The sequence below is a fragment of the Shewanella sp. MBTL60-112-B2 genome (assembly GCF_019655055.1).
Lineage (GTDB): Bacteria > Pseudomonadota > Gammaproteobacteria > Enterobacterales > Shewanellaceae > Shewanella.
Map to the genome: position 1 here is coordinate 1 of NZ_BPFA01000020.1, position 6,768 is coordinate 6,768.

At 45.0% G+C, this 6,768-nt stretch carries 4 protein-coding genes; 1 reads left to right on the forward strand and 3 read right to left on the reverse strand.

The annotated features are described in order from the left end of the window. Positions 1-250: 250 nt before the first annotated feature. Positions 251-502 (reverse strand): hypothetical protein, encoded by a 252-nt coding sequence (locus tag K5Q73_RS13150; RefSeq protein ID WP_220763597.1) that lies wholly within the window; start codon positions 500-502, stop codon positions 251-253. A 273-nt stretch (positions 503-775) separates the two neighbouring features. On the opposite strand from K5Q73_RS13150, the gene K5Q73_RS13155 reads away from it, so the two are divergent. Then, complete coding sequence (locus K5Q73_RS13155; RefSeq protein WP_220763599.1) at positions 776-3,076, forward strand: penicillin acylase family protein; 2,301 nt, start codon at positions 776-778, stop codon at positions 3,074-3,076. A gap of 53 nt (positions 3,077-3,129) precedes the next feature. Here K5Q73_RS13155 and K5Q73_RS13160 read toward each other — a convergent pair whose 3' ends face one another. Further along, entirely contained in the window at positions 3,130-4,737 is a 1,608-nt protein-coding gene (locus K5Q73_RS13160) for a diguanylate cyclase (protein ID WP_259650800.1), read from the reverse strand. A 310-nt stretch (positions 4,738-5,047) separates the two neighbouring features. Continuing rightward, a complete protein-coding gene (gene pfaD, locus K5Q73_RS13165) occupies positions 5,048-6,676 on the reverse strand; it encodes a PfaD family polyunsaturated fatty acid/polyketide biosynthesis protein (protein ID WP_220763601.1) in 1,629 nt (542 codons plus the stop codon). Between the last annotated feature and the right edge of the window lie 92 nt (positions 6,677-6,768).

The following is a 6,768-nucleotide window of genomic DNA, read 5'->3' on the forward strand; positions in this document are numbered from 1 at the left end:
TATATCTTGAAGCACTACAATACAAAACGGGGTCATAGTTATAATAATTACATGACACCAACAGCGGCCGAAATGGCTGCGTAAATACGCATCCCCTGTTGGTGTACAGTTTTAGTTGACCACATCAAAGGGGCGAAGCGCCACGACGTTAATTGTTAGACGAAGTCTAACTTGATGATGTTAGTCAGGCTCAGCCTTACATGTGCCAACAGCACAAAGAAAAATGTAACCAGCCTTCATTCCAAGGCTGCTACTTCATTGTGACCTTACCACCTATCATCTTAAACGCAGGAGCGCCGCGGATCAGCGTATCGCGTGCAAAAATTTGCTGGCAGCTCGGGCATTGGCAGGGCGTTTGGGTGTAATCATCAACAATGCGTTCCTTAAAGCACTTAACTAGTGCGCCTTTGCCACCTTTTCGGTACTTAAATAGTTGGGCTTTACATTTGGCGCAGAAGATCTCGACTGTTTGGGTCGGTCCTTTCTTATTGGGTTTAGCCATCTTACTCCTAGCATGTCGTAGCTACCTAGATTTAGTAACTGCACTGTTTGTCACAGAAGCTATTTGTAATAGCCGCTCTTAAAGCTGTGCCAGTTGTAACTTAGGTTTATCAGTATTTACTGTGAGGCTTAATACAATTATTAGGGCGCTAGACTAGCACAATCCACTGAATTGCTATGACACGAATATAAAATTCAAATGACTGTTTAACATTTTTGCAACCCAGTTTATGATGCACTAGGTTAAATTTTTAGCGCAGGGACAGCTGAAACGATGCATAAAATAATAAAAATAGCACTCATTGGTACCTCGTCAGTTGCTGTGACAATTGCAGGTGGTTTGTACTTATCCGTATCTTTGAGCCTGCCGGCTCTTGATAAAAACCTAACGAGCGAAAACGTTAAACAACAAGTCACTCTTGAGAGAGATAGACTTGGCACCGCAATTATTAACGCTACTGACCGACAAGATGCAGCCTATGGTCTAGGTTACGCTCATGGTCAGGACAGATTCTTTCAAATGGATCTATTACGGCGCAACTCAGCTGGAGAGCTAGCGGAGATCTTTGGCGAAAAAGCATTAGACTTAGATAAGAGTCGCCGTTTTCATCAACTTCGCAAACGCGCCGAGCGCATAATCACTACACTGGATGCTGCACACTTAAAGGTGCTAATGACTTATGCTCAAGGGGTAAATGACGCACTTGCAGCGCAGACTTTGTCATCGCTTGAGTACATAGTGACTGGAGCCGAGCCTAAGCTTTGGCAGCCTGCAGATAGCTTGCTGGTGATCTATAGCATGTATCTAGATTTGCAGGGCAACACCATTAAGCGTGATTTAGCGCTCACTCAAGTTCAGGCTCTTTTTGGCGAACAGATGGTTGATTTTCTTATTCAGCCAAGCCAGTACCAAGCTTCGCTCGATGGCAGTGAACTAAGCTTAGCGACACAGCCAATCCCTCAACTGACACCAAACTTGCTCGCACAGGCTCAAACCAGAGAAATTGCTGAACCACTGGATATAGGCAGCAACAACTGGGCGGTTACCGGAGAGTTAACTGCCAATGGTAAGGCGATGTTATCCGATGATATGCATCTGTCTTTTGCTGTGCCAATTATTTGGTATCGCGCCCAATTGAATTATCAAAAAGACGATCAAGACGTCCAAGTTACTGGTGTTTCATTACCTGGAGCGCCGGCTATTGTGGTCGGCAGTAATGGGGATGTGGCTTGGGGCTTCACCAATGCCTATATCGATACTGCCGATTGGGTCGCAATCGATAAGCAAACGCCAATCTACTTTGAGCATGAAACCATAGCGTTACCTGATTCTGAGGTCAGCTACACCATAGAAATGTCGCCTTTCGGTCCAGTTAAAGAGGTTGGTGGTAAAAGCTATGCGCTATCTTGGGTTGGTCATAGCGATTATGCGGTGGATATGCAGTTAATTGAGCTAGATACTATCGCCAATGTTGAGCAAGGTATTGTTGTTGCTGAAACAATGGGGATCCCGGTGCAAAACTTGTTACTGGTGGACCGAGATGGAAATGCAGCTTGGAAGCCCGCTGGCGCTTACCCGTCGAGAACCAATCCAAGTGATGTTGCTATGGCAGCAACAGAGTTTCAGAGTGTCAATTGGCTGCATGATAAAGCTGATTTACCACAGGTGATTAATCCGCAAAGTAATCGTTTATGGACTGGGAATTCGCGGGTTGTATCGGTGGAAGAGCATAAGCAACTAGGCGATGGCGGTTATGCATTAGGGGCTCGTAGTATGCAAATACGCGATAGGCTATTCGAATCCGATAGTTTCACTACCAAGGATTTTTATCAGCTACAGCTAGATAATGAGGCTCGCTTTTTGGTGGACTGGCAGCAGTTGCTACTCAAACAATTATATCAGCAGCCTGAGCGCTTTAATGATGATATTGGCTACATAGAGTCATGGCAAGCCTGTGCTTGCAGCGACTCTGTAGGCTATACATTAGTGCGACACTTTAGAAGCATGGTGATTGATACTACCTTTGCACCGATTGAAACTGAGCTGGCAAAATATCAACTTAGTCTGTCGCCGATCAAGCGTTATTTGGAACCAGGGATCTGGCAGCTGATTAATGCACAAGATCGAGATTGGTTACCTATAGATGAAGTGAGTTGGTCCGGACATCTATTGCAGATGTATCTTAATGCAAAACAAATGAGCCTAGAAAAATACAGTGACAATCATGATATGGCTGATCTGGCTTGGGGCAAGGTGAATCAACTTAAGATCCAACATCCTTTTTCTAAACAAATCCCTGCATTGAGCAAGCTGCTCGATATGCCAATAGTTGATGGTTTTGGTGATAGTTTTATGCCAGCGGTACAAGGTGCGTCGTTTGGTGCGTCGCAACGTTTTATTGTGCAGCCGGGCGATGAAGCTAATGCAATCATGACGATACCGGGTGGTCAGTCGGGCAATCCGTTATCAGATTTTTATCGAGCGGGTTTCGATGAGTACGCGACTCAGCAAAGCACCCCGTTTCTGCCAGGTGAGGCTATTTACAGATTGGAGATCTCTCCCGTCACTAATTAGCCATTGAAATATAATTAACAGTATCGGCTATGGTTTAGTTATTAACTGAACGATTAGAGGCGACTATCAGGCGGAGTCGCTTCTAAAGTTGCAATCTCAGCGACTGAAATTGTGACCTTGGCGTATTGATTGCGGCCGGATTTTTTGGCTTGATAAAGCGCATGATCTGCCATTAATGCTGCTTGTTGACCTATGATGTTTGCAGTCCCTTTAAATTCAAACTCTTCGACCGCCTGAACACGGCAGACCCCAAGACTCACTGTGATATGTCCAGCAGAACTAGAGCTTGGATGGGGGAAGGCTAAATCATCGAATGCCTGGATAATACCATCGAGCTTTCTAAGCAATGGCTCATCAGGGATATCTCTAAGTAACATAATAAATTCTTCACCACCGAAGCGTGCGCATATGTCGTCAGCACGGTAAAATTGCTGACTCAGGGTTTCAGCGACTTTAATTAACGCTTCATCACCCGCTAAGTGACCTAGGGTGTCGTTATACTCTTTGAAGTGATCGACATCGGCAATAATCAGCGTAAAACCTATCTGCTGTCTTGCAAGAAGTTGGCAATACGTTTCTAGCCTTTGCTCAAAGCCGCGGCGATTAGGAATGTTGGTCAACTTATCAATATAAACTTGTTCGTTAAGCTGCTTAGTTTGCTCTTGAATCGTGCCCATAAGTGCGTTGAAGTGAGTCGCAACATTTACTAGCTCCGTGATTGGGTAGCGGTGTTTGAGCTTTCTAATCTCTCGGCTCTTATCCATCTCTTCAATATCAATCGCAAGCTTTCTGACTGGTTGTACTAAGAAATACGAATACAAGAAGTAGGCTAAAAATAACAACACAGACATTTCTGCAAGAAGGATATAAATACCGCTACCTAATATTGCAGGCGGCTCTGTATTGGTATGATACAAGGTAAACTTTATCAATGGCTGGCCGTCAATATTACGCACAAGACGTTCTGTTGTTGCCTGCAGTTTGTCTAAATGAATACCTGCGCCTAAATAGGGGATTTGTGTAATATCGTCAGAGGCGGTTACCTGACTCATCTCAACTCCAGCGGCAGTATATTTAGAGAGCTCAGCCATAAACTCTTCATCAATCAGCCGAATAAACACAATGTAGCCCATTATTGGCCCAGCGCGATTAGACTGTAAAATACTACTGGAATTGTATAGGGCTGGCCCGTATTTAGTGGCGATAAGCCCACTTTTTGTCGGTACACTGCTTGGGTGAGTATAAGGCTGCTCCTGAGGCGGAAAAGCGATTTTATTCAAAGGTGATAGCAGCTTATTTTCAGGGGACTTTGCAAAGTCTACCAAATCAAATTGCAGCTTTTCGTTATCACTATTGTGGCGAAAGCCCTTATTAAAGACGATATGGTTTTCATTATCGAAAATAAATACGCCGTCGACCTTCAGACTTTTAAAGGTGTCATCAGGGTATTCGTGCTGCTCATAATATCGCTTAGCCGCCACACTTTTCGATCTCATATAGCTGTAGGTTCGATCCCAAACGGCATAGTCGTAATTGATGGTATGCAGAGGCCTACTCATTTGTTCGAAAGCAAAGTTTAATGCGACTAATTCCTGCTCGGACACTTTTATTAATGAGCGTTCAATAGCGGGAGATTGTACCCAGATCCGGTAGGCAAACACGGCGCTAGCGAATAAGATAAAAATAGCGAGTGAAATCTTAAGTTGCAGCTGATTAAAGGTTTGAGATTTTAGTTGGATGATAATTAGAAACCTTTCAAAACAGAGTATTACTCTAGTAAAGCTTAATAATTGACGACTATCCAGATTTTTACAAGAGGTCGGCTTACTTAAGGGCTTATTATAGAGTGTGTTTATATCGTACACATTGCTTGGTCATCTTTTCCGTGACATGGCAGCGGGTTCTGATAAAGAAAAGTAAAAAAGCCACTAATGAAAATTAGTGGCTTTGTCTGTTTAGTTAGGCAGTTTGTTACGCCATTCTTTGAGTTGGTCTCCAGCGGAGTAGCTCTGTCGGCAGCTTCACACCTTGTGATGTGAGACAGTTAACGCGGTTAAGATATGCAGCGCCATACATTAAGTGTTTGGCGACATCGACGGCGTTACGGTCTTGGTAGCTATCTAAGTAACTGCCTTTAGCCCACTGGTTGAAAGCTCCAAGAGCAGGGCCTGCCCAAATTTGATAATCCATCTCACGGCCTACTTCGCCAGAATTTGACCAGCGGCTTGAAAGGCCTAAATACCAGCGGAAAATCAGTGCCATTTTACGCTTAGGATTACCCTCTGCACGTTCAATTTGCTTAGGATCTCGTTCATTAAAGTGGGCAACAGTCCCGGCCCAGATATCATCAAGGCTTGAACGGAATACTTGCTTCTCAAGTTTTTCACGTTCATCAGCAGGAATTGCTTCAATAGAGTCGTAACGAGTATAGATCTCATAAAGCTTGTTGGCGCGCATAGGGAAAAGCGTACCGCGTTTTACCACCTGCAGTTTAACGCCCATCTCGAACATATCGGCAGCAGGTGCCATGGTCACATCGGCCATTTCAGTACTGGCAAGCAGCTTGCGAGTATGCTCACTGGCGCCCGCTTCAACACAAGCTTGGTTCACTGAGCCGGTAACAATATATGCTGCGCCCATGTTAAAGGTAGCAAGAGCTGCATCTGGCGTTCCTACACCGCCGCCACAACCGACGCGGATTGGGGTCGGGTAGTTGAACTTAGCTTGGATCTCGTCCTTTAGAGCCAAAATAGTCGGCAGCAGTGTCACTAGTGGTCGGTTATCGGTGTGACCACCTGAATCGGCTTCTGCAGTAATGTCATCCGCCATAGGCACAAGTTGCGCTAGCTCCATCTGCTCAGCGGTGATTGAACCATCATCCACAAGTTTTTGTAGCATTTTAGCAGGCGCAGGCATCATGAACTTTTCAGCCACTTCGGTGCGGCTTACTTTAGCAATCACCTTATTACCTATAACCACGTTGCCCTTATTATCTCGGCTTAAGCCGGCAGCGCGGTAATAGACGATTTGCGGCGTTAAGCCTAAGAAAGCCGAGGCTTCAACAGTGCGAACCTTATGCTTTAAAAATAGTTCAACGCTGCCACGCTCTAGTGCTGGCTCGCTTGGGCTATGGATAAGGTTAAACATGTATGGGCCGTTTGGTAGTGCTGATTGAATGCGATTAATCGCTTCTTCCACTCGGCTAGGGATAAGACCTGCTGCCCCAAACGAACATAGAATGCCAGCTTTACCTAGTGCGATAACCAGCTCTTCAGATGAAATACCATTCGCCATAGCGCCGGCGTAATAGGCGTATTTAACGCCGTGGACGCGGCGGAAATTACTGTCGCCTAGGCTTTCAGTGCCAAGGGCAGGCGCAAAGGCGCTAACTGGCAAATCTGTGGTGTTTGCAGCATGCTCAGACACGATGTTTGCAGACTGGGCGATACCAACACCATTCTCGCTGTGATTTACCACGTAGCAGCCGCGGCTAAAGTCTTTTAACTGCTGCTGCATCACTTGTACGTCAAAGCTAATATTTGACTCAGTCACAGCCCATGGCCAAGGTGAAAGCATTTCGCTAGTTGTAGTAGGATTCATTATTTGTAGACCCTTAATTATTTATTCTTTTAGTTCAATGTGAAGCCGTTTATCAGTCTCTTTCACATTAAATAATCTTGAATTCTTGTGCT

Bases quoted from the DNA above. Each gene is read 5' to 3' on its own strand.
- K5Q73_RS13150 (WP_220763597.1), bottom strand. From the start codon at position 502: ATGGCTAAACCCAATAAGAAAGGACCGACCCAAACAGTCGAGATCTTC.
- K5Q73_RS13155 (WP_220763599.1), top strand. From the start codon at position 776: ATGCATAAAATAATAAAAATAGCACTCATTGGTACCTCGTCAGTTGCT.
- pfaD (WP_220763601.1), bottom strand. From the start codon at position 6,676: ATGAATCCTACTACAACTAGCGAAATGCTTTCACCTTGGCCATGGGCT.